At 67.4% G+C, this 25,195-nt stretch carries 26 protein-coding genes; 6 read left to right on the top strand and 20 right to left on the bottom strand.

The annotated features are described in order from the left end of the window. Positions 1–51: 51 nt before the first annotated feature. From EYR15_RS01670 to ettA, 4 genes are read right to left on the bottom strand one after another with little or no spacing between them, the layout of a single operon-like run. Positions 52–651, bottom strand: a complete 600-nt coding sequence (locus EYR15_RS01670; protein WP_131001148.1) for an MOSC domain-containing protein — start codon at positions 649–651, stop codon at positions 52–54. After that, entirely contained in the window at positions 648–1,430 is a 783-nt protein-coding gene (gene tam, locus EYR15_RS01665) for a trans-aconitate 2-methyltransferase (protein ID WP_131001147.1), read from the bottom strand. Before tam ends, EYR15_RS01670 begins: the two co-directional genes overlap by 4 nt. Continuing rightward, entirely contained in the window at positions 1,427–1,591 is a 165-nt protein-coding gene (locus tag EYR15_RS16925; protein ID WP_165455394.1) for a hypothetical protein, read from the bottom strand. The genes tam and EYR15_RS16925 overlap by 4 nt, the downstream gene beginning before the upstream one ends. A gap of 35 nt (positions 1,592–1,626) precedes the next feature. Continuing rightward, positions 1,627–3,282: an energy-dependent translational throttle protein EttA gene (ettA, locus tag EYR15_RS01660; RefSeq protein ID WP_131001146.1), complete on the bottom strand. Its 1,656-nt coding sequence runs from the start codon at positions 3,280–3,282 to the stop codon at positions 1,627–1,629. Positions 3,283–3,480: 198 nt separating this feature from the next. On the opposite strand from ettA, the gene EYR15_RS01655 reads away from it, so the two are divergent. Then, complete coding sequence (locus EYR15_RS01655) at positions 3,481–4,215, top strand: cytochrome c biogenesis CcdA family protein (RefSeq protein ID WP_131001145.1); 735 nt, start codon at positions 3,481–3,483, stop codon at positions 4,213–4,215. Between the two features lie 30 nt (positions 4,216–4,245). On the opposite strand, the gene EYR15_RS01650 is transcribed toward EYR15_RS01655, so the two are convergent. The 7 genes from EYR15_RS01650 to EYR15_RS01620 form a co-directional block, all read right to left on the bottom strand. Next, complete coding sequence (locus EYR15_RS01650; protein ID WP_131001144.1) at positions 4,246–4,470, bottom strand: alkylphosphonate utilization protein; 225 nt, start codon at positions 4,468–4,470, stop codon at positions 4,246–4,248. Positions 4,471–4,554: 84 nt separating this feature from the next. Further along, positions 4,555–5,655, bottom strand: a complete 1,101-nt coding sequence (locus EYR15_RS01645; protein ID WP_131001143.1) for a branched-chain amino acid ABC transporter substrate-binding protein — start codon at positions 5,653–5,655, stop codon at positions 4,555–4,557. A 106-nt stretch (positions 5,656–5,761) separates the two neighbouring features. Further along, positions 5,762–6,103 carry a DUF6867 family protein gene (locus EYR15_RS01640; RefSeq protein ID WP_131001142.1) on the bottom strand — a complete coding sequence of 114 codons (342 nt, stop codon included), beginning with the start codon at positions 6,101–6,103 and terminating at the stop codon, positions 5,762–5,764. Beyond that, entirely contained in the window at positions 6,104–6,823 is a 720-nt protein-coding gene (locus EYR15_RS01635; RefSeq protein ID WP_131001141.1) for an ABC transporter ATP-binding protein, read from the bottom strand. Further along, on the bottom strand, positions 6,820–7,692 hold the full coding sequence (locus EYR15_RS01630) for an ABC transporter ATP-binding protein (RefSeq protein WP_280986906.1): 873 nt from the start codon (positions 7,690–7,692) through the stop codon (positions 6,820–6,822). Before EYR15_RS01630 ends, EYR15_RS01635 begins: the two co-directional genes overlap by 4 nt. Then, positions 7,689–8,990, bottom strand: coding sequence for a high-affinity branched-chain amino acid ABC transporter permease LivM (gene livM / locus EYR15_RS01625; RefSeq protein ID WP_131001140.1), 1,302 nt, complete (start codon positions 8,988–8,990; stop codon positions 7,689–7,691). The genes EYR15_RS01630 and livM overlap by 4 nt, the downstream gene beginning before the upstream one ends. Next, positions 8,987–9,904: an ABC transporter permease subunit gene (locus EYR15_RS01620; protein ID WP_131001139.1), complete on the bottom strand. Its 918-nt coding sequence runs from the start codon at positions 9,902–9,904 to the stop codon at positions 8,987–8,989. The genes livM and EYR15_RS01620 overlap by 4 nt, the downstream gene beginning before the upstream one ends. A 285-nt stretch (positions 9,905–10,189) precedes the next feature. On the opposite strand from EYR15_RS01620, the gene EYR15_RS01615 reads away from it, so the two are divergent. Beyond that, on the top strand, positions 10,190–10,963 hold the full coding sequence (locus EYR15_RS01615; RefSeq protein ID WP_165455393.1) for a penicillin-binding transpeptidase domain-containing protein: 774 nt from the start codon (positions 10,190–10,192) through the stop codon (positions 10,961–10,963). A 30-nt stretch (positions 10,964–10,993) separates the two neighbouring features. Here EYR15_RS01615 and EYR15_RS01610 read toward each other — a convergent pair whose 3' ends face one another. Further along, complete coding sequence (locus tag EYR15_RS01610; RefSeq protein WP_245498092.1) at positions 10,994–12,229, bottom strand: class I SAM-dependent RNA methyltransferase; 1,236 nt, start codon at positions 12,227–12,229, stop codon at positions 10,994–10,996. Further along, on the bottom strand, positions 12,222–12,971 hold the full coding sequence (locus EYR15_RS01605) for a TlyA family RNA methyltransferase (protein ID WP_131001136.1): 750 nt from the start codon (positions 12,969–12,971) through the stop codon (positions 12,222–12,224). Before EYR15_RS01605 ends, EYR15_RS01610 begins: the two co-directional genes overlap by 8 nt. 182 nt (positions 12,972–13,153) lie before the next feature. On the opposite strand from EYR15_RS01605, the gene EYR15_RS01600 reads away from it, so the two are divergent. Further along, positions 13,154–14,512, top strand: coding sequence for a TIGR03808 family TAT-translocated repetitive protein (locus EYR15_RS01600; RefSeq protein ID WP_131001576.1), 1,359 nt, complete (start codon positions 13,154–13,156; stop codon positions 14,510–14,512). A gap of 354 nt (positions 14,513–14,866) precedes the next feature. Continuing rightward, positions 14,867–15,724 carry a transporter family protein gene (locus tag EYR15_RS01595; protein ID WP_131001135.1) on the top strand — a complete coding sequence of 286 codons (858 nt, stop codon included), beginning with the start codon at positions 14,867–14,869 and terminating at the stop codon, positions 15,722–15,724. Between the two features lie 207 nt (positions 15,725–15,931). Here the strand turns inward: EYR15_RS01595 and EYR15_RS01590 are convergent, their stop codons facing one another. Further along, the gene (locus tag EYR15_RS01590) at positions 15,932–16,528 is read right to left on the bottom strand and encodes a superoxide dismutase (RefSeq protein WP_131001134.1); all 597 of its coding nucleotides are present in this window, start codon (positions 16,526–16,528) and stop codon (positions 15,932–15,934) included. A gap of 207 nt (positions 16,529–16,735) precedes the next feature. On the opposite strand from EYR15_RS01590, the gene EYR15_RS01585 reads away from it, so the two are divergent. Beyond that, a complete protein-coding gene (locus tag EYR15_RS01585; RefSeq protein ID WP_131001133.1) occupies positions 16,736–18,067 on the top strand; it encodes a hypothetical protein in 1,332 nt (443 codons plus the stop codon). 3 nt (positions 18,068–18,070) lie between these two features. Here the strand turns inward: EYR15_RS01585 and EYR15_RS01580 are convergent, their stop codons facing one another. Then, positions 18,071–20,170 carry a S9 family peptidase gene (locus EYR15_RS01580; RefSeq protein ID WP_131001132.1) on the bottom strand — a complete coding sequence of 700 codons (2,100 nt, stop codon included), beginning with the start codon at positions 20,168–20,170 and terminating at the stop codon, positions 18,071–18,073. A 341-nt stretch (positions 20,171–20,511) separates the two neighbouring features. Here EYR15_RS01580 and EYR15_RS01575 point away from each other — a divergent pair, with 341 nt between their 5' ends. Beyond that, positions 20,512–20,934 carry a Ros/MucR family transcriptional regulator gene (locus tag EYR15_RS01575; RefSeq protein WP_131001131.1) on the top strand — a complete coding sequence of 141 codons (423 nt, stop codon included), beginning with the start codon at positions 20,512–20,514 and terminating at the stop codon, positions 20,932–20,934. A gap of 136 nt (positions 20,935–21,070) precedes the next feature. Here the strand turns inward: EYR15_RS01575 and ureG are convergent, their stop codons facing one another. The 5 genes from ureG to EYR15_RS01550 are packed head-to-tail and all read right to left on the bottom strand — an operon-like array spanning position 21,071 to position 25,183. Then, positions 21,071–21,700 carry an urease accessory protein UreG gene (gene ureG, locus EYR15_RS01570; RefSeq protein ID WP_131001130.1) on the bottom strand — a complete coding sequence of 210 codons (630 nt, stop codon included), beginning with the start codon at positions 21,698–21,700 and terminating at the stop codon, positions 21,071–21,073. Beyond that, entirely contained in the window at positions 21,697–22,383 is a 687-nt protein-coding gene (locus EYR15_RS01565; protein WP_131001129.1) for an urease accessory protein UreF, read from the bottom strand. Before EYR15_RS01565 ends, ureG begins: the two co-directional genes overlap by 4 nt. After that, positions 22,376–22,825 (bottom strand): urease accessory protein UreE, encoded by a 450-nt coding sequence (locus EYR15_RS01560; protein ID WP_131001128.1) that lies wholly within the window; start codon positions 22,823–22,825, stop codon positions 22,376–22,378. Before EYR15_RS01560 ends, EYR15_RS01565 begins: the two co-directional genes overlap by 8 nt. A gap of 25 nt (positions 22,826–22,850) precedes the next feature. Then, positions 22,851–24,563 (bottom strand): urease subunit alpha, encoded by a 1,713-nt coding sequence (ureC, locus tag EYR15_RS01555; RefSeq protein ID WP_131001127.1) that lies wholly within the window; start codon positions 24,561–24,563, stop codon positions 22,851–22,853. Continuing rightward, positions 24,563–25,183 (bottom strand): urease subunit gamma, encoded by a 621-nt coding sequence (locus tag EYR15_RS01550; RefSeq protein WP_131001126.1) that lies wholly within the window; start codon positions 25,181–25,183, stop codon positions 24,563–24,565. The genes ureC and EYR15_RS01550 overlap by 1 nt, the downstream gene beginning before the upstream one ends. Positions 25,184–25,195: the final 12 nt, after the last annotated feature.

Below are 25,195 nucleotides of genomic sequence, written 5' to 3'. Positions count from 1 at the left end.
AAAGATGTCTTTATGTGATTTCTCATCGCGGCGCAACACGCGACGCGTCGATCAGTAGATCCACTGTTCGGGAAGGCGGACCTTCATGTCCGTGCCCGCCATGGCAACGCCTGGCCTCTCCACGGAGGCGACGAGGCCACGCAGACGCTTCGCGGCCTTCGGGAAGCCGAGGTCGTCGCCCGGTCGCCCGGTGTGGCGCGCGACGGCGCGTCCGGCGTCGCGGCATGGCGCGTTCTGCGCCTCGACGACGAGCGAGGCTCCGCCATCAAGGAAGAGCCGCGTCCCCGCAGGCAGGAAAGACAGGCGCGGGAGGCCCTCAAGCACGAGATCGGCGCCGATCCAGCCCGGCTCCAGCGCCGGTAGGTCCATCGCGGCCGCGATCTCGGCCAGATCCTCGACCGAGATGACCGTGACCTGCCGGCCCGAACGCATCTCGGCGCCGCGCGGATACCAGGGCTCGCGGCCGCCGGCGCGCCTGACGAACCCGACATGGCCGCCGCCCGCGATCCCATCGAGCCGTAGTTCGATAGAGGCGACCGGCATCGTCTCGAAGCCTTCGCCGGAAGCCCCAAGCGTCATCGCAAGCCGCGCGGGAAGGGTGCGGGCGCGATGGATCTTCGGCGGCTCGACAGCGAGCGGGAGCTCGTTCATTTGCGCGTCGCGACCACAAAGATCCGGGGGAAGCGCAGCAGCGCCTTGCCGCCGGCACGCTCGGGATAATAGGCGCGCAGACGCTCGACATAGAGCGCGAGGAAGCGTTCGCGCTCCGCCTCGTCGAGCGGATCGAGAAAGGGTCTCAGGCCCGTGGAACGACACCAGTCGGCGATCGCGTCCGCGCCGTCGAGCGGGTGCACATAGGTCGTCCGCCACACGTCGACCGCGGAGGAATGTGGCATGAGGAGGTCGTAATAGCCCTCCGCCGAGAGGATGTCGGTCCGCGCGGCGCCGGCATGCGCGATGCGCGCCGCCCATGCCGGATTCCTCGCCACCTCAGCCATCGCGACATGCGACGGCTCCGAGCGGTTGTCCGGCATCTGGACGGCGAGGACGCCGTTGAAGGCGAGCGATTTCACGAGGCGCGGCAGCAGCGTCTCGTGGTCCGGCAGCCACTGCAGGACGGCGTTCGCGAAGATCAGGTCGGCGGGCGCCTCGGGCTTCCACGTCGCGACGTCGGCCTCAACGAAACGCGCTTCTGGCAAGCGTTCGCAGGCGGCCGCGAGCATGTCGGGCGAGGAATCGACGCCGACGACCTCCGCGTCGGGAAAGCGCCGGGCGAGCAGTTCGGTCGAATTGCCCGGCCCGCAGCCGATGTCGAAGATTTTTCGCGGGCGCTCCAGGGCGACCCGCGCCAGCAGATCCGCCGCCGGTCGCGTCCGCTCGTCCTCGAAGCGGAGATAGGTCGAGGCGGACCAGTCCTCGCGGAGCGTCATTCGGCGGGCCCATCCGCCAGCCGGGCCCGCTCCGCTGCAAGAGCGACGAGGCTAACGCGGCGGCCGGATGAGCGCAGGATGCCGACCGTCTCGCCTTTTTCGCTGCGATCGATCAGGTCGTCGAGCTCTTCCTGAGCGGCATGCAGGGAATAGGTCGCCATCCGAGTCCTCCCGAACGGCATCCTAACCCATCCTATCACCGCGCGAACTGACGGTATTTGATGCGCTTGGGCTCGACCGCGTCCGGGCCGAGGCGGCGCTTCTTGTCTTCCTCGTAATCGTGGAAGTTGCCCTCGAACCATTCGACGTGGCTCTCGCCCTCGAAGGACAGCATGTGCGTCGCGATGCGGTCGAGGAACATGCGGTCATGGCTGATGATGACCGCGCAGCCCGCGTATTCCTCGAGCGCCTCTTCGAGCGCCCGCAGGGTCTCGACGTCGAGATCGTTCGTCGGCTCGTCGAGCAGCAGCACGTTTGCGCCTGATTTCAGCATCTTCGCGAGATGCACTCGGTTGCGCTCGCCGCCGGAGAGGTCACCCACCTTCTTCTGCTGGGCCGCGCCCTTGAAGTTGAAGGCGGCGACATAGGCCCGCGAGTTCACCTCGCGCTTGCCGAGATGGATCACCTCGGTGCCCCCGGAGATCTCCTCCCAAACGTTCTTGCTGGCGTCGAGCGCGTCACGGGACTGGTCGACATAGCCGAGATGAACGGTCTCGCCGACCTTGATCGAGCCGCCGTCCGGCTTGTCCTGCCCCGTGATCATGCGGAACAGCGTTGTCTTGCCGGCGCCGTTCGGGCCGATGACGCCGACGATGCCGCCGGGCGGCAGCTTGAAGGTGAGGTCCTCGATGAGGAGCTTGTCGCCAAAGCCCTTCGAGAGCCCGTCGAACTCGACCACGTTCTGGCCGAGGCGCTCGGAAATCGGGATGACGATCTGCGCCGTCGTCGGGCCGCCTTCGGAGGCCTTCGCGACCAGGTCGTCGTAGCGCTGGATGCGCGCCTTGTTCTTGGCCTGCCGGGCGCTCGGGCTGCGACCCATCCACTCCTGCTCGCGCTGGAGGGTGCGCTGCAGCGCCTCCTCCACGCGGTTCTCTTGGATCATGCGCTTCTGCTTCTGCACCAGCCAGGAGGAATAGTTCCCCTCGTAGGGAATGCCCTTGCCGCGGTCGATCTCGAGGATCCAGCCCGTGACGTTGTCGAGGAAATAGCGGTCGTGGGTGACGATCAGGATCGCGCCGGGGAAATTGCGGAGGTGGTTCTCCAGCCAGGACACGGTCTCGGCGTCGAGATGGTTGGTCGGCTCGTCGAGCAGCAACAGATCTGGCTCGGAGAGCAGCAGCTGGCAAAGCGCGACGCGGCGCTTCTCGCCGCCCGAAAGCTTGTCGATGCTCCAGTCGTCCGGCGGGCAGCCGAGCGCGGTCATCGCCTGCTCCACCTTGCTGTCCAGGTCCCAGAGGCCGAGCGCCTCGATGCGGTCCTGGAGCTCCGTCATCTCGTCGGCGGTCTCTTCGGAGTAGTTCATCGCGAGCTCGTTATATTTTTCGAGGATCGCGGTCTTCTCCTTGACGCCGTCCATGACGTTCTCGCGGACGTTCTTCGTCTGGTCGAGCTGCGGCTCCTGCTCGAGGTAACCGATGCGCGCGCCCTTCGCGGCCCAAGCCTCGCCGGTGTATTCCTTGTCGATCCCGGCCATGATCTTCAGCAGCGTCGACTTGCCCGCGCCGTTAGGACCGAGGATGCCGATCTTGGCGTCCGGGTAGAAGGACAGGTGGACGTTATCGAGCGTCTTCTTGCCGGCGCCGAACTGCTTCGACACGCCGGACATGTGATAGATGAATTCGCGCTGGGCCATGGCGTCCGGGGGCTCGCTTCGACTGTCGGCGCGAGGCGTGGCGCCCGCGCGGGAAATGGGATTGGCGCGTCTTCTAGCGCGGCGCTTGAGCGAGCGGCAAGGGCGACGGATGCAAAGCTCGTTAAGGACGACGCCCCGCGCCGATCACGATGCCGCAGCCCGCTTCCGTCGCGGTCGTCCGCGCGCTAAAGCCTCGCGATGATTTCAAACATCACCCTTCCGGCCGTGTTCGGCGCCGGGGCGCTGAGCTTTCTCAGCCCCTGCGTGCTGCCGCTGGTGCCGCCTTATCTCTGCTTTCTCGCGGGCGCCTCGCTCGACGCGCTGACGGCGAGCGACAGGCCGCGCGCCGTGGCCGCCCGCACGATCGCCGCGGCGCTGCTGTTCGTCTTCGGCTTCGCGACCGTCTTCATCGCCTTCGGCGCAACGGCGTCGGCGCTCGGCGGGCTGCTGCTCAGCCACGCCCCGCTGCTCGCGACCGTGGCGGGGATCGCGATCATCGTGATGGGGCTGCACTTCCTCGGCGCCTTCAAGATCCCGTTTTTGATGCGCGACACCAGGATCGACGTCGAGAAGCCCGTCGGACTTTGGGGCGCCTATGTGATGGGCCTCGCGTTCGCCTTCGGCTGGACGCCCTGCATCGGCCCGGTGCTCGCGGCCGTGCTCGCGGTGGCGGCCTCCGAAGCGACGGTCGCCAAGGGGGCAGGGCTGCTCGCGATCTACGCGGCAGGCCTCGGCGTGCCGTTCCTGATCGCGGCCTTTGCGATGGGCCCCTTCGTTCGCTTTATGAAGCGCTTCCGCAGCCATCTCGGTGCGGTGGAGAAGGTGATGGGCGGCCTGCTAGTGCTGACCGGGATCGCCTTCCTCGCAGGCTGGACGACAACCGCGTCGTTCTGGCTGCTGGAGACGTTCCCGGGGCTGGCGCGGCTGGGGTGAGAACGAGGCCTGAAGCCGGTGACGTGCCTGTCACGCCTTCTTCAAAAACTCCGTCCGCAGCACGAGGCCCTTCACCTGCTTGGTGTTGCACTCGATTTCGTCGAGCTTAGCGGTGAGGCGGATGTTCTTCACCAGCGTGCCCCGCTTGATGGTCTCCGAAGAGCCTTTGACCTTGAGGTCCTTGATCAGCGTGACGCTGTCGCCGTCGTTGAGCTCTGCGCCGTTGCTGTCGCGGGTGATGTCTTCGTCGCTCACAAGTAGTCCCTTTGAGAAATGCGCTGCGGGCAATGAAAAAGGCCCGCCTGACTGGCGGGCCTCCTTCGTTCGTCACGGTAAGCCTCACATCTGGGTGTAGGCGCCGTCCTTGAACTCGTAGAACACGAAGCCGGCCACCGTCGGGTCGCCCTTGGCGTCGAACTTGATGTCGCCGACGATCGTGTTGAACGATTGCTTGTTCATCTCGGCGGAGACGGCCTCGCCCTCGGTCGACTTCGCGTCCGTCGCGGCCTTGGCCCAGATCTGGACCGCGGCGTAGCTGTAGAGCGTGAAGCCTTCCGGCGCGATCTTCTTGGTCTTGAACTTCTCCACGACGGCGGCGGCGGAGGAGAGCTTGGTCTGGTCCGGCGGGAAGGTGAACATCACGCCTTCGCCGCCCTTGCCGGTGATGCCGAGGAACTCGTTCGACTGCAGCGCGTCGCCGCCAAGCAGCTTGGCCTGCAGGCCCTGATCGCGCATCTGGCGCACGAGGAGAGCGGCCTGCTGGTAGTAGCCGCCGAAATAGACGGCGTCGACGTTGGCCTGCTTCAGCTTGGAGACGAGCGCCGAATAGTCCTTCTCGCTCGGCGTGATGGTCTCGTAGAGCGCTTCCTTGGCTCCGCCGGCCTGGAAAGCCTTCAGCGTCTCGTCCGCAAGACCCTTGCCGTAGGACGACTTGTCGTGAACCACCGCGACCTTCTTGTCCTTGTACTGGTCGAGGAGGTACTTGCCGGCGATCGCGCCCTGCTGGTCGTCGCGGCCGCAGACGCGATAGATCGTCGGGCCAGGCCGCTTGTCGGTGAACACGGGGTTGGTCGAGGCGGGAGAGATCTCGATGATGCCTTCCTCGGCGTAGACCGCGGAAGCGGGGATCGACGAGCCCGAGCAATAGTGCCCGACCACGAACTTGGCGCCGTCGCCGGCGAGCTGGTTCGCGACGTTGACCGCCTGCTTCGGGTCGCATGCGTCGTCGCCGATCTTGGCGACCAGCTTCTCGCCGTTGACGCCGCCCGCGGCGTTGATGTCCTCGATGGCCTGCTCGGCGCCGTTGCGGATCTGGCCGCCGAACACGGCGTTCTCGCCGCTCATCGGGCCTGCGATGCCGACGATGATGTCTGCGTAGGCGGGGCCTGAGAGGACGAGGCCGAGCGCCGCGCCGATCGCGGCCGCGAGATGTCTCTTCATGTCCGAACGTCCCTTCAGATTGCTGTTCTGGAAAAGTCTTCGGCAGTCGCTTCCGCAGCCCTTTGGCGTTGGTCCTTAGTCATTGTTCCGCGTCGCGTCCCGAAGTTCAACTTTTGGGGCGCCAGCTGAACGGGCCGGCCCGGTCGTAGAGCCAGTCATATTGCCGGGTCATCTGGCTCGTGCGTGTGACGCGCCAGCCGGCGACCGCCATCGCGATCAGAACGACGAGGTCGACGATGAAGAAATGGAGCGTCAGCAGGTTTCCGCTGAACAGCGCGTAATGGATGAAGCGGACGACGGCTGCGAGCGGCAGCATCCAGACCGCGGCCTTCGACATCGAATCCCAGGACAGAGCGACGCCGCGCCCCGCCAGCCAGGCCGCGCCGCCGCCGAGGATCAGCGTGACGAAGACGAACTCGCCGAGCGAGACCTCCCAGATCACGCCCATCTAGCGGCCCCCTTCGAGATAGGCGGCGCGCACCTCCGGCCGCTCCAGCAGCTCGCGGCCGCCGCCCGACATCGTGATGCGGCCATTGACCATGACGTAGCCGCGATGGGCGAGCCTCAGCGCGTGATAGGCGTTCTGCTCCACCAGAAAGACGGTCAGCCGCTCCGTCCGGTTGAGCTCCTCGACGACCGAGAAGATCTGCTTGGCGATCAGCGGCGCGAGGCCGAGCGACGGCTCGTCGAGCATCAAGAGGCGCGGACGGCTCATCAGCGCGCGGCCGATCGCGAGCATCTGCTGCTCGCCGCCCGAGAGCGTGCCGCCGCGCTGACCGGCGCGCTCCTTCAACCGGGGGAAGATCGCGAAGATGCGGGCGAGGTCCTCGTCGTAATGCGCGAATTTGGTGACCGCCGCGCCCATCTGCAGGTTCTCGACCACCGTCATGCGGCCGAAGATGCGCCGTCCCTCTGGCGACTGCGCGATCTTCAGCCGCGCGATCTCGTGCGTCGGCGTGCGCGTGATGTCGTGTCCGTCGAAGGTGATCAAGCCGTCGCGAGCCCGGGGCTGGCCGAAGATCGTCATCATCAGCGTCGACTTGCCGGCGCCGTTCGCGCCGATCAGCGTCACGATCTCGCCTTCGGCGACATCGACGTCGACGCCCTTCAGCGCCGCGATCGCGCCGTAATAGGCGGTGACGCCCTTGATGGAGAGCAGAGCGCTCAAGACGCACGCTCCTCGATCTCGCGCTCGACCTGCTCGACCTCCTCGTCGTCGACGCCGAGATAGGCGGCGATCACCTTGGGATCCTCGCGCACCAGGGCCGGCGTCCCGTCGCAGATCAGCCGGCCGTAATCGAGCACGACCACATGGTCGGAGATCTCCATCACCACGCTCATGTCGTGCTCGATCAGCAGCACCGCGACGCCGTCTTCGGCGCGGATCGAGCGCAGCAGCGCGTTGAGGTCGGCGCTCTCGCTCGGATTGAGGCCGGCCGCCGGCTCGTCGAGGCAGAGCACGACCGGATCGGTGCACATCGCGCGCGCGATCTCCAGCCGGCGCTGGTCGCCGTAAGGCAGGTCCGCGGCGGGGTCGTCGGCGCGGTCGATCAGACCGATGCGCTCCAGCCAGCCTTTGGCCTTCTCGATCGCTGCTCGCTCGGCCTTGGCGAAGCCCGGAAAACGCAGCACGCCAAGCACGGTCATGCCCGATGCCTTCATCAGCGGCGCGTGCTGGGCGACCAGCAGGTTTTCGAGCACCGTCATGCCGCCGAACAGGCGGATGTTCTGGAAGGTGCGGGCGATGCCGGCGCGGCGCGAGATCTCGTGGTCGCGCAGCCGCTCCAGGAGAAAGCTCTGGTCGCCGCGGTTCAGCGTCAGGCGGCCGACGGTCGGTTTGTAGAAGCCGGTGATGCAGTTGAAGACGGTGGTCTTGCCGGCCCCGTTCGGGCCGATCAGCGCAGTAATCTCGCCGCGGCGGACGTCGAACGACACTGCATTCACCGCAACCAGCCCGCCGAAGCGCATGGTGAGCCGCTCAACGCGCAACAGGACGTCATCGGGTAGCGTCGGCGCGTCCGGATGCCCGCGGCTCAACCCTGGCCCTCCTGCACGAGGGAGCCTGAGATCGCTTTCTTTTCCTTGAGGAACACGGTCGGCGAGCGCGTCGAGACGAGCCCGCGCGGCCGCCACACCATGATCAGCACCATGACGGCGCCGAACACGATCAGCCGGTAGTCCTTGAACTCGCGGAACAGCTCGAAGCCGCCGATCATCACCAGCGCCGCGACGGCCACGCCGAACTGCGAGCCCATGCCACCGAGCACGACGATCGCGAGGATCAGCGCGCTTTCCATGAAGACGAAGCTTTCGGGACTGATGAAGCCCTGCCGCGTCGCGAAGAACGAGCCCGCGAAGCCCGCGAACATCGCGCCGAGAGCGAACGCCGTCAGCTTGGTGTTGACAGTGTTGATGCCGAGCGAGCGGCAGGCGATCTCGTCCTCGCGCAGCGCCTCCCACGCCCGGCCGATCGGCAACCGTCGCAGGCGGATCACGACGTAGTTGGTGATCAGCGCGAGCGCGAGGATCAGGTAATAGAGGAAGATGATGCGGTGCAGCCCTGAGAAGGGCAGCCCAAAGGTCGCCGCGAAGCCGTCGGGTCCGGCTTTAAATTCGAGCCCGAAGAAGCTCGGCCGGGGGATGCCGGTGATGCCGTTTGGTCCGCCCGTGACCCAGTACCAGTTGAGCAGCACGAGGCGGATGATCTCGCCGAAGGCGAGCGTGACGATCGCGAGGTAGTCGCCGCGCAGGCGCAGCACGGGGAAGCCGAGCAGCACGCCCCAGAAGGCGGCGAGGATGCCCGCGAGCGGAAGGCAGGCCCAGAAGCCGAGCCCGAAATGCTGCGCGAGCAGCGCGTAGGAATACGCGCCGACCGCATAGAAGGCGACGTAGCCGAGGTCGAGCAGCCCCGCCAGGCCGACCACGATGTTCAGCCCCCAGCCGAGCATGACATAGGTGAGCACCAGGATGCCGAGATCGACGGCATAGCGCTCGACGCCGGGCAAGAAGGGCAGGGCGATCGCAAACAGGATGGCGGCCGGCGCGAGGAGCTTGGCCAGCTTCGACAGCCGCGCTTCGAGCTTTGGCTTCACAAGTGTCTTTGGCGGGCGACCCGGCTTCCAGATCGTGAGGTTGAGGATCAGCCGTCCGACGAAGACGATCGCGACCGCGACCGCGACGCGCGGCCAGTGCGGATCGAGCTTCAAGCCTTCGGGCTTCGTGACGGTGACGAGGCCAAGCATCGGGGCGGCGAGCCCGAGCGTGATCAGCCCCGCGACGCCTGCATCGCGCAGCGCCTCGGCGAAGGCGGCTCCGCCTGCTGCGCGCGCGCTCAAACCTTTTCCACCTCGGGACGGCCGAGCAGGCCGGAGGGCATGAAGATGAGCACCACGATCAGGATCGAGAACGCCGCGACGTCCTTGTACTCGGCCGAGAAATAGGCAGACCAGAAGGTCTCGATCAGGCCGATCAGCAGGCCGCCGATCATCGCCCCGGGGAGCGAGCCGATGCCGCCGAGCACGGCCGCGGTGAACGCTTTCACGCCCGCGACGAAGCCGATGTAGAAATCCACGACGCCGTAATAGAGCAGGTACATGAGCCCCGCGACGGAGGCGAGCGCCGCCCCCATTACGAAGGTCAGCGAGATCGTCCGGTCGACGTCGATTCCGAGCAGCGAGGCCATCTTGCGGTCCTGCTCGCAGGCGCGCTGGGCGCGGCCGAGCGGGGTCTTCGCGACGAGCAGCGAGAACGCCACCATCAGCACGAGCGTGGTGGCGACGATGATGACCTGGACATTCGAGATCGCCACGACGAAGCCGCCTGCGCCCTCGCTCTGGAAGAAATTGCCCGGCACGACCGGCGGCAGCGGTTTGACGCGGGGGCCTTGAGCCACCTGCACGGCGTTCTGCAGCAGGATCGACATGCCGATCGCCGAGATGAGCGGCGCCAGCCGAAAGGAGCCACGCAAGGGACGGTAGGCGAGCCGCTCCACCGTCCAGCCGTAGAGCGCGGTGAACGCCATCGCGAGCACCAGGACGAGGGCGAGCGCGACCGGGACGGCGGTGACGCCCATCGCGGTCAGCGCGAGCCAGGCGATCAGCGCGAGGAAGCCGCCGACCATGAACACGTCGCCATGGGCGAAATTGATCATGCCGACGATCCCGTAGACCATCGTGTAGCCGATCGCGATCAGGCCGTAGATCGAGCCGAGCGTCACCCCGTTGATCAGCTGCTGGGCGAAATATTCCACTGCTGGTCCGAACGCCCCCTGTCCGCTGAAAGCCGCCGGCGCCTGTTCGGCGGGCGAGCCTGCATCGCAGGCAGTCTTAGCAAGCGAGTTCGGCTCCGACAACGCGTCACGGCTACCCGAGCATCCCCCGAGATCACGGTTTTGCGCGCACTTTCCGCCTCGCTGGGATAGACTAGTTAGATCGCAAATGCGTTCGGGTCCGCGGGGGCGGTCGGAATTCGAACACGGACAGCAAACATCAGGGGAAACGCGATCCGCGCCGGCGTTCTTGCCACTTCGATAATGATGGCCCTGTCGTTCGCCGCCGCTCCTGCCGGGGCGCAGGGTCCTGCCGATTTGCCGACCGCGTTCGCCGCCGCCTTTGCAGGCGTCGAGGCATGCGCGGCGTTGCGCGACGTCGCGCCCGGCGCGGAAACCGCGACCTCGGACCGGATGGACTGTGCGCGTCGTCTGCCGCCCTGCGCGACGCTCGACATCGCGACCAACGTCGTGGCGCTGGATCGAGGCGTCGCGCCGGACACGAACGCGCCGGTGCGTCGTCAGCCGCCGGTCGCGGGCGATCCGCCGGAGGGCGTGACTCTGAAGGACGCGTTCCGGCGTCCCGTACCGTGGGTCTATGAGGAAATCGCGCGTCGCGTCGGGCCGGACAATTTCGTGAAGGCGCTCGGCGCGATGCGCTATGGCGACGCCGAGCAGATCGCCAATCGGCCGCATCCAACGGGGTTGCAACCCCAGCCCCAGCTGACGTTGAGCCCCGTCGAGCAGGTGGAGTTCCTGGCGCGGCTGAAGCGCGGCGAATTGCCGACGACGGCGGAATCGCAGGCCCGCACCGCGGAGCTCTTGGCGGCCGAGCGGATCGGCGACGCGAACTTCGTGGTCAAAACCGGCGCCTGCCCTGACGTCGCCTGGGCTGTCGGATGGGTCGATCGCGGCCCGCGAAGCATGATCTTCGCGATCATCGAGACCGGCGGTCAAGGCGCGTCGGCCGAGGACACGGTCGCACGCGCCAAGCGTCTGATGGCCAATCTCGGACTGATGCCGCCTCTCGAACCGCGGTAGGCGGCTGGGGTCGCCAGCCGCTTCGGCCGATTACTTCGAGAACACCGCCACCGCCTCGATATGGGCCGAGTGGCGGAACTGGTCGACCGGCGTGACGCGCTCGAGTCGATAGCCGCCGCCGATCAGGATCCCGGAGTCGCGCGCGAGTGTCGCAGCGCTGCACGAGACGGCGACGACCCGCTTTACCTTCGAGGCCGCAAGCGCCCGCGCCTGCGCCTCGGCGCCTGCGCGCGGCGGGTCAAAGGTCACGGCGTCGAAGCGGGCGAGCTCTGCCGACGTCAGCGGGCGGCGGAACAGGTCGCGCGCTTCCGCCGTCACCCGCTTCAGCCCCTGCGCTCCCTTCGCGGCCTGTGCGAGCGCCGCGACGGCGGGCTTGTCGGCGTCCGCCGCGAACGTCTCGGCGGCCTCCGCGAGCCGCAACGCGAAGGCGCCCGAGCCGCAGAACAGGTCGGCGACCCGCTTCGCCTTGGCCATGGCCCCGACGACAAGCCGCGCCAGCGTATCCTCTCCGAACGCCGTCGCCTGCAGGAAGCCGCCGGGCGGCGGGTTCAGCGTCGCCCGCCCGACGAACAGGACTGGTTTGCGCCGCTCGACGACGACCTCCCCATGGATCGAAAGCCGCGCGAGGTCGAAGCGCTCGGCGAGCAAGACGAGCTTCAGCCGCAGGGCCTCGGGCAGCGGGCCCAAGCCGCGCACGTCGAGATCCATCCCCGAGTCGGTCGCGGTGACAGCAAGATCGAGCGGCTTCCCCTTGCCCCTCAACGCCTCAGCCACGGCGCGGGCGGCCGACAACGCGCCGCGCAGGCCCGGCGCGAACAGCGGACAGCCCGCAATTTCCGCGATCGCGTGGCTGCGCGCCTCCGCGAAGCCGATGGCCAGCTTGCCGTCCGCTCCGGCGCGGGCATGGAACGTCGCGCGCCGTCGCCCGGCGCCATGGGCGTCGATGGTTGCGCCGATCCGGTCGGCGGCGTCGATCCCTTCGCGCCGGAAGGCGTCCACGAGCAGGTCGCGCTTCCAGTCCAGCGCCGGACCCTGCGCCAGCTCCTGCGTCGCGCAGCCGCCGCAATAACCGACATGCGGACAGTAGGCCTCGACGCGGTTGGGCGAGGGCTCGACGACGCGAAGGAGGCGCGCGCGCTGGCCGTCGCGCTCGACCTCGACCAGTTCGCCCGCAAGCGCCCGCGCTACGAACGCCTGACCGGAACCGGTGAACGCCACACCGTCGCCGCGGTGGCCGAGATGGTCGATCCGGAGAGTCTCAGCCAATGCGCCTCTCCGCCGCGATGAGGTATTCGACATTGCCGTCGCCGCCGGCGATCGGCGACGTCGCGGTCCCGAGATGCGCGAAGCCGAGCGAAGCGATCAGCGCCTCCGCGGCCTCGACCACCCGCACGCGGACAGCCTCGTCCTTCACCACGCCGTTCTTGCCGATGTCCTTTCGGCCCGCCTCGAACTGGGGCTTCACCAGCGCGATCAGGGTCGCCTGCGGCGCGGCGAGAGCAAGCGCCGGCGGCAGCACGACGGCGAGCGGCGCAAAGCTGACATCGATCGTCACGATGGACGGCGGCTCCGGGAGGGTGTTCGGCGACAGCTCCCTTACGTCGGTCGCCTCGAGAGAGAGGATGCGGCGGTCCCCCTTCAGCCGCTCATGCAACTGGCCGCGGCCGACGTCGACGGCGGTCACATGCGCCGCGCCCCGCGCGAGCAGCGCCTCGGTGAAGCCGCCGGTCGAAGCGCCGACGTCGAGCGCATGGGCGTCCGTGACGTCGATCGCGAAATGATCGAGCGCGTAAGCGAGCTTCACGCCGCCGCGCGAGACGTAAGGGTGCTCCAGGCTGGCCTCGATCAGCGCGTGGGGCGCAAGCCCGTCCGAGGCGCGGCGCACAGCCACGCCGTCGGCGAAGACGAGACCCGCGGCGATCGCGGCCTGCGCGCGGGCGCGGCTCTCGAAGAAGCCGCGCTCGACCAGCAGCAGGTCCGCGCGACGGCGTTGAGGGGCGGAAGTCATGTCGATCCCATGGCCCTAGGCCTGAGCCTGTTCGCGAAACCGTATCCGAACGCGCGGCGCCGGGCATACTCCCCGTCAGAGCCCGAAGCCTCTAGGGTCGCTTTCTGCGCCGGCGGTGTTGAGGACCGTGCGCGCGCATGAATTGGCTCAGGCGGGGCCGGGAGCGCAAGTCCTTGCAGTCCATGATCGACGATCTCAGCGCGCCGACGCGGCGGCGGTTTCTTGCGGTGAGCGCCGCGTTCGCAGGTCTCGCTGCGGCGCCGGCATGGGGCCAGGCGAGCCCCGGAGCGCTTGATGCCGGGGCTTTGGGCGTGAAGCCCGGCGAGAGCGACCAGAGCCGCGCGTTCGCAAAAGCGCTGGAACGCGCGGCGCGGGAGGGGCGGCCGCTCGCGCTTGGCCCCGGTCTCTATCGTCTGGCGGGGGTGACCCTACCGGACGGCGCAGTCCTGATCGGCGTCGGCGAAACGACACGGATCGAGCTCGTAGGCTCATCGCCGCTGTTCTTCGCCAAAGGCGCGAAGCGCGTCGCCCTGCGCGGCCTGACGCTCCATGGGTCGAACATCCCAGCCGATCAGAATTCGGGGCTGATCGAAGCCGACGGGGTGGCGGCGCTGACGCTCGACGATGTCGTCGTCTCCGGGGCCGGCGCGAGTGCGCTGGTGATGCGTCGCTCCGGAGGCGCCCTTCGCGGCTCGCGGTTCGAGGGCGCGCGCCAAGCGGCGCTGTTTTCGATGGACGGGCTCGGCGTCTCGGTTACCGATTGCGCGATCCTCAGCTGCCGCAACAACGGCGTCCTGATCCGCCGCACGACGAAAGGGGACGACCCATCGGTCGTCTCGCGCAACCGCATCGAGGACACAGGCGCGCTCGATGGCGGCCTCGGATGGAACGGCAACGCGGTCAACGTCTCCAAGGCGTCGGGGGTGATGATCTCCGGCAACGCCATCCGTCGTTCCGCGTTCACCGCCGTACGGGCGCACGAATCCGACGACGTGATGATCTCGAACAACCTCTGCCTCGATAGCGGCGAGACGTGCCTCTATTCGGAATTCGGCTTCTCCGGCGCGGTGATATCGGGAAACCTGATCGACGGCGCGGCGGCGGGGATTTCTGTCGCAAACTTCAACGAGGGCGGCCGAATGGGAACGGTCGTCGGCAATGTCGTGCGCAACCTGTTCCGGCGCCCGAAGCTCGACGGCCCCGGCGACAGCTACGGGCAGGGCATCGGCGTCGAGGCGGACGTCGCCGTGACCGGAAACGTCGTCGAGAACGCAGCGGCCGCAGGCGTCAGCGCGGGGTGGGGGCCGTACCTTCGGGACGTCACGATATCCGGCAACGTGATCCGCTCATGCGACGTGGGAATCAGCGTCTCGGTGGTCGAAGGAGTCGGGCCGACGACGATCGTCGGCAATACCGTGACGGGATCACGACGCGGCGCGGTTCTGGGATACCGCTGGGATGAGGTCGCGACGCCCGACTTGGCGATCGGAGGCGTCGCGGGCATGGCGGGGTTGACGGTCGCTCAGAACACCTTGCGATGAAGGCTTGGGCGCCCACGCTGCTTTTAGCAACTCATTGTAACGCTTATAATTTGCTCAGAACCTTCGTGGCTCAACGGGCGTCGAAAAGCGGCTCAACCGCCTCATTTTGGCCGCCCCAACGCTGCGACATTTTGGCGACAGTTTGGCTGCAACAGCACAGCCCGATCCCGTTTGGGCTAGCGAGACCCGCCTAAAAAATGTCCTCTCCTTTCAGCAGCGCCGAGTCGGGGGCGCTTGTTGAGCCATCGGTTCTGTAACCGAATGCTTCGCTCGGGGACGGAACGCGCCGAACCGACTGGCGAAAGAACTCGGAGAGGCGGCGTCCCGGGAGGGCGCCGATCGGAGGAAAACAAGATGCTGAAGAATGCAATCAAGATCGCGGCGATCGGCGCGGTCGCTTGGGGCGCAACGACAGTGGGCGCGAGCGCCGGCCTTACGAAGCAGCCGGGTGAGACCAGCGGTCTTGCTCGCGGCGCGCCTCTTCCCGAGGGCGTTTACTTCGTCAACACCATCAGCTGGGGCGAGCGTAGCGTTCCCGGCCGTGACACGGGCGTCCTCGTCGACGTGCCGGTCATCGCTTGGTCGACGCCCTGGACCGTCCTCGGCGCGAACGTTCAGGTCCTCGGCGCTCTGCCGAACATCTACATCGACCCGCCCGGCAACAACAATTCCGACTACGGCCTCTACAATCCCTTCCTGGCCGGCGCGCTGGCCTGGGATCTGGGTAACGGCATCGGCGTCAGCTACACCTCCGGCTTCTACTTCAACGTCGGTGAGAAGGACATCCGCGTCCGCGCCACCACGTGGCGTCAGGACTTCGCGGCGAGCTATACGGCTGACGGCTGGAACCTCACGGCGAACGTCACCTGGAGCATCACCTTCGACACCGATCGTATCGCGGGTGGCAAGACCTCGAACGGCCTCGGCATCGACCTGACCGCGACCAAGACCTTCGGCAACTGGGAAGTCGGCGCTGTCGGCTTCGGCTCGACCGAATACGATCTCCCGACCGGACAGGCTGGCAAGGGCAAGCAGTTCGCGCTGGGTCCGCTCGTCGGCTACAACTTCGGCCCGGCCATCCTGCAGGCCTACGTGACGCGCGACATCTACCAGCGCAACCTGGGCGGCAAGGAGACCCGTTTCTGGGGTCGCGTGATCATCCCGCTGTGGACGCCGACTGCGGCGGCCGCTCCGCTGGTCACCAAGTACTGAGATCGACCGAACCTCTCGGTTAAACCGGATGCGACGGAAACGGGGACGCCGAAGGGCGTCCCCGTTTTCTTTTGGCGTTTCGGAGCCGGCTCCCGCAGAGAAGTTCTAGGTGAGCCGCGACGATCGCCGGACACAGCCGCCAGCGACTGGACATGAAAACGGGGCCTTTCGGCCCCGTTCGCAGATCACGTTCAGATTCAAGAGACGTTACTTCGCCTCGGAGTAGAGCTTCTCGACATATTCCCAGTTCACGAGATTCTCGATGAACGCCTTGAGATAGTCGGGACGCTTGTTGCGATAATCGATGTAGTAGGAGTGCTCCCAGACGTCGACGCCGAGCAGCGGGGTCGCGCCGTGGACCAGCGGGTTTTCGCCGTTCGGGGTCTTCATCACCTCGAGCTTGCCGCCCTTCAGCGCGAGCCACGCCCAGCCTGAGCCGAACTGGCCCTTGCCGGCCTCGATGAAGTCCTCCTTGAACTTCTCGACGCCGCCGAGATCCTCCTTGATCTTGGCCTCGAGCGCGCCGGGGATCGATCCGCCGCCGTTCGGCTTCATCCAGTTCCAGAAATGGAGGTGGTTGTAGTGCTGGCCGGCATTGTTGAAGAGGGCCGCGTTCTTGCCGTGCGACTCCTTCACGATCTCCTCGAGCGACTTGCCCTCGAGGCCCGATCCGGCGAGCAGCTTGTTGCCGGTCTCGACATAGGTGTTGTGATGCTTGTCGTGGTGGAACTCGAGGGTCTCCTTCGACATGTAAGGCTGCAACGCGTCATAGGCGTAAGGCAGTTCAGGCAGTTCGAAAGCCATCGAAATCTCCGGAGAAAGGGATTCGTTTCATTCCCGGCGGGAAAGAGGCGCGTCAGCGCTGACTCCCCCCGGCGGCTTGCAAGCGGTAGATAGGCAGGCCGGGCAAGGCGGCAACAAGACCGCGGGCCCGCCATGCTTCATCCGCCGCTAAGGCGCGCCGGGTCAAGAATGAAGAACGCCCGACGCGGAACGAGGCCCAATCCGTCCATGCCCTTCGTCATGCCCTTTGTACTGTATGCGCTCGGCGCAGCGCTTCTCGGCTGGAGCGGGCTGACCATCGTCCGGGCTGATGGATTCGGCGCGCTCGACATCGCCGCGACGCTCGCCGGAGCCGGCGTCCTGTCGATCGGCCTCGGCGCGATCGCGGCGGCGGTTTCGCGTGCAGGCGGACAGATCGTCCGGGCTTTCGAAGTGCGAACGGAGCCGGTCGCGACTTCAGCGAGCTTCACTGCGAGCGAGCCCGCGACTGAACCCGAGGCCGATCCAGCTCCCTCGATCATAGCTCCCGCGCCTGCCAAGGCGCCGGCGCCGCGCGTCGGCCCGACCTTGCCCACCGCGCCGACGTTGCAGGAGCCGCCCGCAAGCATCGAGGAGCGCGCGCCGCCGCCCGTCGCGCCCTCCCGCTCGGAAGCCGCGATGGCCGTAAAGCGGGGTCTGAGGCCTACGGTCCAGGTCGCCCGCCCGAAACGCGAATCTCGGCCTGCCGCGACTCCCGCGGCGGAATTTCCTGTTCCGCGTTCGATTGATGCGAGGACGTCCAAATCGCCCAAGCCGGCGCAAGAGCCTCGGCCGGGTGTCGCCGTTGAGTCGCCAAAGCCCGTGGCTGAGGAGCCCGTGACCGTCTCCGAAACTGCTCCTACGGAGTCTGCGCCGCCGGCCGCGCCCAAACCCGTGCCGGCTCGGCCTGTCGCGGCGGAACCGCCTACGCCCGTAACGCTGGCGCCGCTCGAACGTCGGCCGCGGCCTGCTGCGATCGAAAAGAAGCCCGCGCTCGTTGCGGAGCCTATAATCCCGTCCGAGCCGCTGGCTCCGGCGGAGCCGGCTCAGGCGGCGAAGACAGAGCCTGCAGCGGAGCCCACAGCCTCGGACTCGCCGGGCGCGACGACGCCGGAATGGCTGTTGCGGGCGCGGGCGAGGCGCGAGGCCCGTGCAAAAGCCGAAAGCGAAGCCGCCGCGCACGCGTCGCAGGCGCCTGTCGCGGCTGAACCGGCGACCCAACCCGGCGCCGCCGAAACCGCGCCGCGGGCCGAGGTCCAGCCGCCCCGCGTCGTGCTGCGCGAGGGCGAGCATAACGGCGTCACCTACCGCTTCCTCGAAGGCGGCGCGATCGAAGCCGAGTCCGAACACGGGACGCGCCATTTCTCCTCGATCGAGGAGTTGAAGGCGACGGTGGCGCGCGCTCGCGGCGAGAGCGGTGATCCAGACGCCGAGCTTGGACTCGGAACCGCGCCGACGAGCGAGGCGGACGCGCTCGACGCCGCGATTTTGGCGCTTGAGGACGCGCCGGCCGAAGAAATCGGCGCGTCTCGCCCCGCTTAGCCGTCAGTCGGTTAGGCCGACAGACTGTAGCGCAAAGGCGTAGGCAAGACCGACCTCCTCGAGCCTGTCGAACCTGCCGGCCGCGCCGCCATGCCCGGCGTCCATATTGGTGCGCAGTAGGATCGGACGGTCCGAGGTCGTCGCCTCGCGCAGTCGCGCCACCCACTTGGCGGGTTCCCAATAGGTCACGCGTGGATCGGTGAGACCGGCGAGAGCCAGGATCGCCGGGTAGGGGCGAGCCGCCACGTTGTCGACCGGGCTGTAGCTCAGGATGCGGCGGAAGGCCTCCTTGTCGCGGATCGGATCGCCCCATTCCGGCCATTCCGGCGGCGTCAGCGGCAGGGTGTCGTCGAGCATCGTGGCGAGCACGTCGACGAAGGGCACCTCGGCGACGATCCCCGCAAACAGGTCCGGCCGCAGGTTGGCAACCGCGCCCATCAGCATCCCGCCGGCGGATCCGCCCTGCGCGACGATCCGTCCGCTCGCCGTGAATCCCTCGGCGACCAGCGTCTCGGCGGCCGCGACGAAATCGGTGAAAGTGTTGGTCTTGGCCGCGAGTTTGCCATCGAGATACCAGCCCCAGCCCTTCTCGGTCCCGCCGCGGATGTGGGCGACCGCATAGACGAAGCCGCGGTCGACCAGCGACAGGCGAGCCCCGGAGAAGCTCGCCGGGATCGAGATCCCGTAGGCCCCGTAGCCGTAGAGCAGGCAGGGCGCCGAGCCGTCGGTCGGGACGCCCGCTTTATGGATGATCGTGATCGGCACGCTCTCGCCGTCCGGCGCGCGCGCGGAGAGGCGGCGCACGACGTAATCCTTCGGATCGTGGCCGGAGGGGATCTCCTGCCGCTTGCGGAAGGTCCTCTCGCGGCTGCCCATGTCATAATCCCAGACCTCAGCCGGCGTAGCGGGCGACGAGTAGGAGAACCGCGCGACGTCCGAGTTGAACTCCCGCGGCGCGTCGAGGCCCAGCGAAAACGCCTCCTCATCGAAGGAGATCGCGTGCTCCGCCCCGCCGTCGAGCGCGCGGATCACGATGCGGGGCAGGGCGTCGACGCGTTCGAGCCGTACGAGCCGCCGCTCGGTGACCGCGTGGTCAAGGATGTAGACGCCCGGCCGGTGGCCGACGATCTCGCGCGCAGAGCCCGTCGGATCATCGGCTTCCACCGCGAGCAGCTTGAAGTCGGTCGCGCCGTCCGCATTGGTGCGGAGCACAAGGGTCGAGCGGCCGTTGAGGTCCGGGTGGTGGTCGAGTTCGTAGCGCACGCCGGCCTGGCGCTTTAGCACCAGCCTCGGGGCCGACGCAGACGCTGTGCGGTCTATGAGATGCGATTCCGTGGTGTCGTGATCGGAGACGGTGATGACGCAGAAGGCGCCGGAGCGCGTCTCCTCGACGCCCACGAACCAGCCGGGATCCTGCTCCTTGAAGACGAGCATGTCGCTCGCCGAGGGCTGGCCGAGAACGTGGCGCCACACTTCCAGCGCGCGGTGCTGCTGGTCGAGCCGGACATACCAGTAGCTTGCCCCATCCGCCGACCAGACCGCCGCGCCGGTCGAGTCCGGCGTGACGTCGGGGAGGTCCTCGCCGGTGGCGAGATCGCGGATGCGGATAGACAGGAACTCCGAGCCCTTGTCGTCGGCGCTCCAGGCGAGCAGCGCATGGTCGGGCGAGACGCGCCAGGAGCCGAGCTGGAAGAAGGCGTGGCCTCTTGCAAGCGCGTCGCCATCGAGCAGCACGGTCTCGTCTCCGCCTGCGCGCGGCCGCCGCACGACGAGAGGATGCTGGCCGCCCTGGCGGTGGCGCACGGCGTAAGCGAAGGGGCCGTCGTCCACGGGCACCGAGGAATCGTCCTCCTTGATGCGTCCGCGGATCTCCGCCACCAGCCTCGTCTTGAGCGCGTCGAGCGGGCCGAGGACGCGGGCGGCGTAGGCGTTCTCTGCCTCAAGATGGGCGCGGATGTCAGCCGGCAGAACGGAAGGGTCGCGGATCGCCTCCTGCCAGTTTTCCGCCTTCAACCAGCCGTAAGGATTCTCCAGGACGACGCCATGGACGGTCCTGCTGGAGGGGCGGCGGTCAGCATGGGGGGCGCTGGCGGGAGCGGTCATGAACGATCCTCTGGAAGAAGGCGGAGACCCCGTCGGTCGACGTTGCGTGGGCGCGGAACGGCCCTGCAGTCGACGGGACTTGAAAGATGACGGTGTTGCGATGATGCGGAGCGGTTTCGCGCAGTCATCGAGAGCATCGGCAAACAAAAAGCGCTTGAAAACTGTGAGCAGAACTTGCGTCACTGAAATCGGTTGTCTATCAAACTACCAGTCACATCGGCTTCGAATCGATCGAACGGTAGCGCTTCAGGTCTGATTTAGGTCGCCTAAAGACATTCGCGGCGGAGATGGTTTTCCACGGTAATCCGTCGTGTCCCATCAAAACTCTGGAACCTGATTTCATGAGCGATACCGCGCCTTCCGCCAATTACATCGAGCTCGCCGCCGAGATCGTGTCGGCCTATGTGAGCAACAACTCGATTTCGGCGGCGGATCTCCCTTCGTTGATCAACGAGGTTCACGCCGCGCTCAGTCGTGTCTCCCCCGGAGTCGCCGAGCCGGCCGCCGAGGCGCCGAAGCCTGCGGTGCCGGTCAAGAAGTCCGTCAATTCGGACTACATCGTCTGTCTTGAGGACGGCAAAAAGTTCAAGTCGCTGAAGCGCCACCTGCGCACGCAGTACAACATGTCGCCGGAAGAGTACCGGGAGAAGTGGGGCCTGCCGTCCGACTACCCCATGGTTGCGCCGAACTACGCGGCGGCGCGCTCCGAACTCGCCAAAAAGATGGGCCTCGGCCAGCAGCGCGGCAAGCGCGGCTCCCGCTGACGCGTTTGGACGTCCAGATTTTGGAGACGCCGCCTAGGAGATCGGGCGGCGTTTTTGTTTGCGCGAACGACGGCCGCGCGCTCGTCGTCCCGGCTCGGCGCAGTGCGCCCTCCGGGACAACGCGTAATGAACGGCCTCACCTCAGCCCGCCGGCCTTCTCGATGAACGCCGCGACCGGTTCGACGCCCTCGCCGTTCCGTACGCTCGCGAAGACGTAAGGCGCGCCCTTGCGCATGCGGATCGTATCCGCCTCCATCACCGAGAGGTCCGCGCCGACCATCGGCGCGAGATCGGTCTTGTTGACGACGAGGATGTCGGAGCGGGTGATGCCCGGGCCCCCTTTTCGCGGGATCTTCTCGCCTCCCGCGACGTCGATGACGTAGACGGTGATGTCGGCGAGTTCCGGCGAGAAGGTCGCGGCGAGATTGTCCCCACCGGACTCGATCAGCACGATGTCGAGCTTCGGGAACTTCCGGCTCATCTCGGCGATCGCCGCGAGGTTGATAGAGGCGTCCTCGCGGATCGCGGTGTGCGGACAGCCGCCGGTCTCCACCCCCATGATCCGCTCCGCGTCCAGCGCCCCGGCCTCGACCAGAATGCGCGCGTCCTCCTTGGTGTAGATGTCGTTGGTGATCGCGCAGATCTCGTAGGCGTCGCGGAAGCGGCGGCAGAGCGCTTCCATCAGCGCCGTCTTGCCCGAGCCGACGGGGCCGCCGACGCCGACCCGCAGAGGGCCATGCGAGAGATTGGGTCCGTTGGAGCTCATGAGCGGAACAGCCTCGTATATTGCGTCTCGTGGCGGGCGGAGCCGAGATCGAGCCTGAATGTGGCGCTGGCGAGGTCGTCGATTGTGGCGGCCATAGCTCCCGCGGCGAGCCTGCTGACGAGGGGGGCGAGGCGCGCGACGATCTTCGCGCCGGATGTCTGGCCGACGGGCGCCAGCCTGACCCCGGCGGAGACCAGCGCCTGCGAGATCGCCAGCAGGAAGGCGGCCGCGGCGTTCTCCGCCGGGATATCGTGCGCAGCCGACGCGACGCCGACGGCGATGGGGTAGGCGACCTCGCCTGGAAGAGCCTCAGCGGCGAGGGCGAGCCGCGGATTCGGCCATGCCGCGAGCGTCGCGTCGAGGAAGCTGCGTCCCTGTTGACTGGTCTCGAGATTAAGCTCGCGCGTCGGCGCGAAAGCGAGCGCAAGCTCGTTCGTTTCGCCAAGCGTCCTCAGGTCATCGCTCAAGACGGCGCGGTGCGCAGTGATCAGCAGGATCGCGTCGTTGCGCGCGAAACCCAATTCAAGCGCCTCGCCGAGCCAGATTTCGAGGCTTGCCGCGTCGCGGACGTCGCCGTCCTCCACCGCCTGCTCAAGCCCGTGGCTGTATGCGTAGCCGCCGACCGGAAAAGCAGGCGTGAGCCAGGCGAACAGGGGAAGCAGCGCGGCGCCGCCGTCACCCATGGTCGTGCCCGTGGGAATAGGCGCCGAGTTCTGGTCTGAATGGCCGCTTCATCGGCCGCGTCGTCCCGCCAAGGCCGCGCACCATCTCCACCAGCACATGGTCGGGCGCGACGTAGATCGCGTCCTCCGTCACCTCCGCCGGCGTGTGCCGGTTGCCGAGGTGCCAGGCGATCTTGGCAAGCCTCAAGGGCGTCGCGGCGGTGATCTCAACGACCTCCTCCTCAGCGGCGCGGACAAGCACCAGCCTTCCGTCCTCCAACGCCAGCGCGTCGCCGTCGTCGAGCGCCATGGGGCGGGGCAGGTCGAGCAGGAAGTCGAGGCCGGCATCCGTCGTCATCGCGAGCCGCCGCCGGCCACGGGCCTCATGGTCGAGCGTGATGGCGTCGGAGACGGCGGCGGTCTTCACCGCAGGGCGACGCAGGACGGATACGGCGCGTGTCATATGATGCAGCGACGCACAACGCTTTTCAAAACAGGAAATACCGCTGCGCCATCGGCAGCACTTCGGCCGGCTCGCAGACCAGCAGCTCGCCGTCAGCGCGGACGTCGTAGGTCTCGGGGTCGATCTCGATGACGGGCGTGGCGTCGTTCAGCTTCATCGCCTTCTTGCCGATTCCGCCGCGCACGTTCTCGACCGCGACCATCGGCTTTTGCGCCCAGATCTTCTCGCCAAGTCCATCCTCGATCGCCGCCTTGGAGACGAAGGTCAGCGAGGTCGAGAGCGGCCCCGAACCGAAGGCCGCGAACATTGGTCGGTAATGCGCCGGCTGCGGGGTCGGGATCGAGGCGTTGGGGTCGCCCATCGGGGCGGCTGCGATCATGCCGCCCTTGATCACGAGGTCCGGCTTCACGCCGAAGAAGGCCGGCGTCCACACCACGAGATCGGCGAGCTTGCCGGCCTCGACCGAGCCGACATGAGCCGACACGCCGTGGGCGATCGCCGGGTTGATGGTGTATTTCGCGACATAGCGGCGGGCGCGGAGATTGTCGTTGTCGCCGCTCTCGCCGGGCAGGCTTCCGCGCTGGCGCTTCATCTTGTCGGCGGTCTGCCATGTGCGGATGACGACCTCGCCGACCCGGCCCATCGCCTGGCTGTCCGACGACATCATCGAAAGCGCGCCGAGGTCGTGCAGGATGTCTTCGGCCGCGATCGTCTCCTTGCGGATGCGGCTCTCGGCGAAGGCGAGGTCTTCGGGGATCGACGGGTCGAGGTGGTGGCAGACCATGAGCATGTCGAGATGCTCGTCGATCGTGTTGCGGGTGTAGGGCCGCGTCGGGTTGGTCGAGGAGGGCAGCACGTTGCTCAGCCCCGCCACCTTCATGATGTCCGGCGCGTGGCCGCCGCCGGCGCCTTCGGTGTGGAAGGCGTGGATCGTGCGACCCTTGAAGGCCGCGATCGTGTCCTCGACGAAGCCGCTCTCGTTCAGCGTGTCGGTGTGGATCATCACCTGCACGTCGGTCTCGTCGGCGACGGACAGGCAGCAGTCGATCGCGGCGGGCGTCGTGCCCCAGTCCTCGTGCAGCTTCAGCGCGCAGGCGCCGCCGCGGACCATCTCGTGCAGCCCCGCGGGCAGCGAGGCGTTGCCCTTGCCGGCGAAGCCGAGATTCATCGGGAAGCCGTCGGCCGCCTCGATCATCCGAGCCAGATGCCACGGCCCTGGCGTGCAGGTGGTGGCGTTGGTGCCGGTCGCAGGCCCGGTGCCGCCGCCGAGCATGGAGGTGACGCCGGAAAACAGCGCCTCCTCGATCTGCTGCGGGCAGATGAAGTGGATGTGGCTGTCGAAGCCGCCTGCGGTGATGATCTTGCCCTCGCCTGCGATCACCTCCGTGCCGGGCCCGACGATGATGTCGACGCCGGGCTGCACGTCCGGATTGCCGGCCTTGCCGATCTTGACGATGCGGCCGCCGGTGATCCCGATGTCGCATTTGAAGATTCCGGTGTAGTCGAGCACCACGGCGTTGGTGATCACCGTGTCGACCGCGCCTTGCGCCCGGGTGTGCTGCGACTGCCCCATTCCGTCGCGGATCGTCTTGCCGCCGCCGAACTTCACCTCCTCGCCATAGGTGGTGAAGTCACGCTCGACCTCGATCATCAGCGTCGTGTCGGCGAGCCGGATACGGTCGCCGGTCGTCGGGCCGAACATGTCGGCATAGGCTGCGCGGGTGATCCTGGCGGGCATCAGAGCGCTCCCATCACGTCCTGCCGGAAGCCGAACACTTGTCTTGCGCCGACGAAGGGCACGAGGGTGACGGTCCGCGTCTGGCCCGGCTCGAAGCGCACGGCCGTGCCGGACGCGATGTCGAGGCGCATGCCGCGGGCGGCCGCGCGGTCGAATTCAAGCGCCGCGTTGGTTTCGGCGAAGTGGTAGTGGCTGCCGACCTGAATCGGCCTGTCGCCGGTGTTCGCGACCTGGACGGTCATGGTCTCCGCGCCTGCGTTCAGCTCGATCTCGCCGGAGACGGCGACGACTTCGCCCGCCGCCATCTCTGACGCCGGGCCGCGGATCGGGTTGTGCACGGTGACGAGCTTGGTGCCGTCCGGGAACGTCGCCTCGACCTGGATGTCGTCGATCATCTCCGGCACGCCATCCATGACCTGATCGCTCGTCAGCACATGCGCGCCGGCCTCCATCAATTGGGCGACGGTCTTGCCGTCGCGGGCGCCTTCCACGACGAAATCGGTGATCAGCGCGATCGACTCGGGGTGGTTGAGCTTCACCCCCCGCTCCAGCCGGTTGCGCGCGACGATCGCCGCCATCGCGACCAGCAGCTTGTCCTTCTCGCGGTTGGTCAGGTTCACGATCGGGCCCCC

The sequence above is a fragment of the Hansschlegelia quercus genome, assembly GCF_004310425.1.
Classification (GTDB): domain Bacteria; phylum Pseudomonadota; class Alphaproteobacteria; order Rhizobiales; family Methylopilaceae; genus Methylopila; species Methylopila quercus.
This window is presented reverse-complemented; position numbering and strand designations above follow the sequence as displayed.

What these genes read in the sequence shown, in the direction of transcription:
- EYR15_RS01670 (WP_131001148.1), bottom strand. Translation starts at nt 651, where the DNA reads ATGAACGAGCTCCCGCTCGCTGTCGAGCCGCCGAAGATCCATCGCGCC.
- tam (WP_131001147.1), bottom strand. Translation starts at nt 1,430, where the DNA reads ATGACGCTCCGCGAGGACTGGTCCGCCTCGACCTATCTCCGCTTCGAG.
- EYR15_RS16925 (WP_165455394.1), bottom strand. Translation starts at nt 1,591, where the DNA reads ATGGCGACCTATTCCCTGCATGCCGCTCAGGAAGAGCTCGACGACCTG.
- ettA (WP_131001146.1), bottom strand. Translation starts at nt 3,282, where the DNA reads ATGGCCCAGCGCGAATTCATCTATCACATGTCCGGCGTGTCGAAGCAG.
- EYR15_RS01655 (WP_131001145.1), top strand. Translation starts at nt 3,481, where the DNA reads ATGATTTCAAACATCACCCTTCCGGCCGTGTTCGGCGCCGGGGCGCTG.
- EYR15_RS01645 (WP_131001143.1), bottom strand. Translation starts at nt 5,655, where the DNA reads ATGAAGAGACATCTCGCGGCCGCGATCGGCGCGGCGCTCGGCCTCGTC.
- EYR15_RS01640 (WP_131001142.1), bottom strand. Translation starts at nt 6,103, where the DNA reads ATGGGCGTGATCTGGGAGGTCTCGCTCGGCGAGTTCGTCTTCGTCACG.
- EYR15_RS01615 (WP_165455393.1), top strand. Translation starts at nt 10,190, where the DNA reads ATGGCCCTGTCGTTCGCCGCCGCTCCTGCCGGGGCGCAGGGTCCTGCC.
- EYR15_RS01605 (WP_131001136.1), bottom strand. Translation starts at nt 12,971, where the DNA reads ATGACTTCCGCCCCTCAACGCCGTCGCGCGGACCTGCTGCTGGTCGAG.
- EYR15_RS01600 (WP_131001576.1), top strand. Translation starts at nt 13,154, where the DNA reads ATGATCGACGATCTCAGCGCGCCGACGCGGCGGCGGTTTCTTGCGGTG.
- EYR15_RS01595 (WP_131001135.1), top strand. Translation starts at nt 14,867, where the DNA reads ATGCTGAAGAATGCAATCAAGATCGCGGCGATCGGCGCGGTCGCTTGG.
- EYR15_RS01590 (WP_131001134.1), bottom strand. Translation starts at nt 16,528, where the DNA reads ATGGCTTTCGAACTGCCTGAACTGCCTTACGCCTATGACGCGTTGCAG.
- EYR15_RS01585 (WP_131001133.1), top strand. Translation starts at nt 16,736, where the DNA reads ATGCCCTTCGTCATGCCCTTTGTACTGTATGCGCTCGGCGCAGCGCTT.
- EYR15_RS01580 (WP_131001132.1), bottom strand. Translation starts at nt 20,170, where the DNA reads ATGACCGCTCCCGCCAGCGCCCCCCATGCTGACCGCCGCCCCTCCAGC.
- EYR15_RS01575 (WP_131001131.1), top strand. Translation starts at nt 20,512, where the DNA reads ATGAGCGATACCGCGCCTTCCGCCAATTACATCGAGCTCGCCGCCGAG.
- ureG (WP_131001130.1), bottom strand. Translation starts at nt 21,700, where the DNA reads ATGAGCTCCAACGGACCCAATCTCTCGCATGGCCCTCTGCGGGTCGGC.
- EYR15_RS01565 (WP_131001129.1), bottom strand. Translation starts at nt 22,383, where the DNA reads ATGGGTGACGGCGGCGCCGCGCTGCTTCCCCTGTTCGCCTGGCTCACG.
- EYR15_RS01560 (WP_131001128.1), bottom strand. Translation starts at nt 22,825, where the DNA reads ATGACACGCGCCGTATCCGTCCTGCGTCGCCCTGCGGTGAAGACCGCC.
- ureC (WP_131001127.1), bottom strand. Translation starts at nt 24,563, where the DNA reads ATGCCCGCCAGGATCACCCGCGCAGCCTATGCCGACATGTTCGGCCCG.